Below are 4,260 nucleotides of genomic sequence, written 5' to 3'. Positions count from 1 at the left end.
GGCTGTAAAAGCTGATGAAATCAGCGTAGTAGAGCCCACTCAACCACTGCGTCTTGCTCTACAATCCAAAGACAATTAAGAGGCTAGGACTTTTGTACCAGCCTCTTTTATATAGTTTGAAACTATAACTAGCTCTTGAAAACAAGAAAACGAAGGATCCAAAATAAGTGGTACAATAGTTACTATAGATTTGGAGGTAAAGTATGAGCAAATCATTTCACATCAACACAATTTTAGCACAAGCAGGTATCAAGTCAGATAAAGCGACAGGTGCTTTAGTTACACCGATCCACTTTTCAACGACTTATCAGCATCCAGAATTCGGTCAATCAACTGGATTTGACTATACACGTACCAAAAATCCAACTCGTAGCAAGGCAGAGGAAGTCTTAGCAGCCATTGAATCCGCCAAGTATGCTTTGGCAACAAGTTCAGGTATGTCTGCGATTGTCTTAGCCTTTAGTGTCTTTCCAGTAGGAAGCAAAGTTTTGGCTGTCCGTGACCTTTACGGAGGTTCTTTCCGCTGGTTTAATCAAGTGGAGCAGGAAGGACGTTTCCACTTTACCTATGCTAATACAGAGGAAGAGTTGATTGCTGAGCTAGAAAAGGATGTGGATGTACTTTATATCGAAACGCCAACCAATCCTTTAATGTTGGAATTTGATATTGAAAAATTATCAAAATTAGCTCATGCTAAAGGGGCGACAGTTGTCGTGGACAATACCTTCTATAGCCCGATTTACCAACGTCCAATTGAAGATGGAGCAGATATTGTCCTTCATTCAGCAACAAAATACCTTGCGGGACATAATGATGTGCTAGCTGGTGTAGTTGTGACGGATAGTGCTGATTTATACGAAAAACTCTTTTACAATCTCAATACGACAGGGGCTGTTTTGTCACCATTTGATAGTTATCAATTGATTCGTGGTCTGAAGACTTTGTCACTTCGTATGGAGCGCTCAACTGCTAATGCCCAAGAAATTGTAGCCTTTTTAGAGCAATCACCTGCAGTCAAAGAAGTTTTGTATACAGGACGTGGGGGAATGATTTCCTTTAAGGTGGCAGATGAGAAGCGTATTCCTCATATCTTAAATACTTTGAAAGTATTCTCATTTGCTGAAAGTTTAGGTGGTGTAGAAAGTCTGATTACCTATCCAACCACTCAAACCCATGCAGACATTCCTGCAGATGTTCGTCATTCTTATGGACTGACAGATGATCTTTTGCGCTTGTCTATTGGGATTGAGGATGCTAGAGATTTGATTGAAGACTTGCGTCAAGCCTTGGAAGGATAAAATTATGGGAAAATATGATTTCACGACCTTGCCCAATCGTTTTGGACATCATACCTATAAATGGAAAGAAGCAGAGACTGATCGTCAAGTATTGCCAGCCTGGATTGCTGATATGGACTTTGAGGTTTTACCTGAGATTCGTCAGACAGTCCATGACTATGCGGAGCAATTAGTCTATGGCTATACCTATGCTAGTGATGGATTGATTGAAGCTGTTCAAAACTGGGAGGAAAAACACCATGGTTATGGCTTTGAAAAGGATGCTCTAGTCTTTATCGAAGGAGTAGTACCAGCCATTTCAACAGCCATTCAAGCCTTTACTAAAGAAGGTGAAGCAGTGCTCATTAACACCCCGGTTTATCCTCCTTTTGCTCGGAGCATTAAGCTCAATAATCGTAGACTAATCACCAACTCTCTAGTGGAAAAAGATGGACTCTTTGAGATTGACTTTGATCGATTGGAGAAAGACTTTGTCGAAGAAGATGTGAAACTCTACGTTCTCTGCAATCCTCATAATCCTGGTGGACGCGTTTGGGAAAAGGAAGTCTTAGAGAAGATTGGACAACTTTGTCAAAAACATGGAGTCTTGCTAGTATCTGATGAGATTCACCAAGATTTAGCTCTATTTGGAAACAAGCACCAGTCATTCAACACGGTAAATGAAGATTTTAAAGAATTTTCACTGATTTTAAGCAGTGCTACCAAGACCTTCAACATTGCTGGAACGAAAAATTCTTACGCTATTATCGAGAATCCAAAGTTGAGACTTGCTTTCCAAAAACGCCAACTTGCTAATAATCAACATGAAATCTCAGGTTTGGGATATTTGGCAACAGAGACTGCCTATCGCTATGGAGAGGATTGGTTGACAGAACTCAAAGAGCTGATTGAGCAACACATCAATTATGTAGTTGATTTGTTTAGTAAAGAAACTAAAATCAAGGTCATGAAACCTCAAGGAACTTATCTCATTTGGCTTGATTTTTCGGCTTATGATATTAGCGATGAAGAGCTAAGAAGGCTCTTAAGAGACGAGGCAAAGGTTATCCTAAACAGAGGCTTAGACTTTGGTGAAGAAGGAGCCCTCCACGCTCGCTTAAATGTGGCTATGCCGACATCCGTCTTGGAAGAAGTTTGCCAACGAATCCTTGCCACTTTTTCAAATAAATAAAAACTAGCCTTTTAGGAGAAAAGTCTTCCTAGAAGGCTATTTTCATAGGCAGAAATATGGTATAATTAAGAGATAAAGTAAAGGGGAAACTATGGCTAAATTGATTCCAGGGAAGCTTCGAATGGAGGGAGTAGAACTCTACGAAACTGGTCAGATTGAAATCATTAAAGAACAAGACCATCGCATCTATGCGCGTGTAGCGGAAGAAGAAATTCGTTATAGTTTAGACGATGACTTGATTTTTTGTGCTTGTGATGTTTTCAAAAAAAGAGGTTACTGTGTTCATTTGGCAGCACTGGAAACTTACTTAAAAAATGACCAGCTAGGACAGAAAATCTTGCTCAACTTGGAGGCCAATCAGGAAGAGAAAGAGACTGTTGAGACACAGGTAACTATTGGAGGAAAATTTTTAGAATCTATCCAACTTCCAAGTCAGACTGACAAATATCAGCTTTCTGCTCAAGGACAGGTGGAAGCAGGAACCAATCGCATTATCTGGACTTTAAGAATTGGTCTTGCTCAGCAAGACAAGTTTTATGTGATTAGGGATATCCCTCTTTTCTTAAAAATTATAGAGGCTAACAAACCTTACATGATAGGAAAAAGTTACGAGTCTTCTTTAAGATTTGAGCACTTTGATAAAGGTAGCCAGGAAGTCTTGAATTTCTTACTAGGTTTGGTTGACGAGAAGGTTGAGTACACTATTTTTTTCCCAAATCAAGGACGACACCTTTATTTCCCTAAGGCTCTTTTTGAGCAAGGGGTTAGTCTCTTGATGGGCTTAGATGTGTTTCAATTTGATCATCAGATTTCAAATTATCATGAACTCCTTTTCCAAGATTTTGATGGTCAAGCAGGCTTGTTTTCCTTTGGGATTGAAGAAAAATCCAACTATTATGAGATGGAAATCTTTGAACGGGCAGGAATCAATTTCTTTTATAGAGGACAAGTACTATTTTCAAAAGGAACTTTTTATCTTTTGTCAAAAGAACAGGCAAGCTTGTTAGATAGATTAAGAAAAGTGCCTTTGGACAATAGCGGCAAAAAGATTTTACAATTTGACACTAGCGATCGAGATCTTTTGGCTTCTACCTTGTCGAAGTTTAAAGAAATTGGAAAGGTTGAGGCTCCTGAGTCGCTTCAAATTCAGTCTTTTCGTCCGTCTTTCTATATGGAACGAGAAGAAGATGGTTCAATTCGTCTAGATATGCAGTTTCAGTATGAAACTTGCTTAGTTAGGAACCGTAATGAACTGGAGAACCTCCCTTTTGCTAGTGATATTCAACTAGAGAAAGAGATTTTTCAATTGGCTCTATCAGCAGGCTTTGAAGCGGAATTTCAATCGTGGCGTCAAAGCCTAAAAGCAGAAAGTGTCCATGCTTTCTTTCAGGAAGTTTTACCAGCCTTTGCAGCGCTTGGAGAATTAAAAATTTCTGAGAGCCTACAAGAACTTTATCGGGTTCAAAAGCCTCAAGTTCAGATATCATCCAAGGGAAGTCTTTTAGAAATTCAATTTGATTTTCAGGATATTGATCAAGAAGAAATCGATCGAGCGATGAAAGCCTTAGTCGCAAAGCAAGATTATTATATTAGCTCCTCTAATCAGGTCTATTATTTCGATGAACAGACCAAGCGTATTCGTCAGGATTTAGAGGACTTAGGAATTGAAGAGATAGAGAGTGATTCTTTCCATGCTCGTAAATCTTTAGCTTATACTCTTTCTTATCTATTTAAGGATCAGGATCAAGTTACATTTACTGAAGAATTCCGACATTTGGCCCATGATTTGAC

General features: G+C 39.2%; 3 protein-coding genes. All 3 read left to right on the top strand.

The genetic code is table 11. From position 1 onward, the window contains the following. Window positions 1-203: 203 nt before the first annotated feature. Window positions 204-1,298, top strand: a complete 1,095-nt coding sequence (locus ACVC7R_RS08440; protein ID WP_447264339.1) for a cystathionine gamma-synthase — start codon at window positions 204-206, stop codon at window positions 1,296-1,298. A gap of 4 nt (window positions 1,299-1,302) precedes the next feature. Continuing rightward, the gene (locus ACVC7R_RS08435) at window positions 1,303-2,469 is read left to right on the top strand and encodes a MalY/PatB family protein (protein ID WP_447264338.1); all 1,167 of its coding nucleotides are present in this window, start codon (window positions 1,303-1,305) and stop codon (window positions 2,467-2,469) included. Between the two features lie 91 nt (window positions 2,470-2,560). Then, window positions 2,561-4,260: SNF2 helicase associated domain-containing protein (locus tag ACVC7R_RS08430; protein WP_447264337.1), on the top strand; the 1,700-nt coding region annotated here is incomplete at its 3' end.

The organism is Streptococcus sp. Z554 (assembly GCF_053010305.1).
The sequence above is the reverse complement of the archived record's forward strand: the minus strand, read 5'-3'. Positions and strand labels throughout refer to the sequence as shown.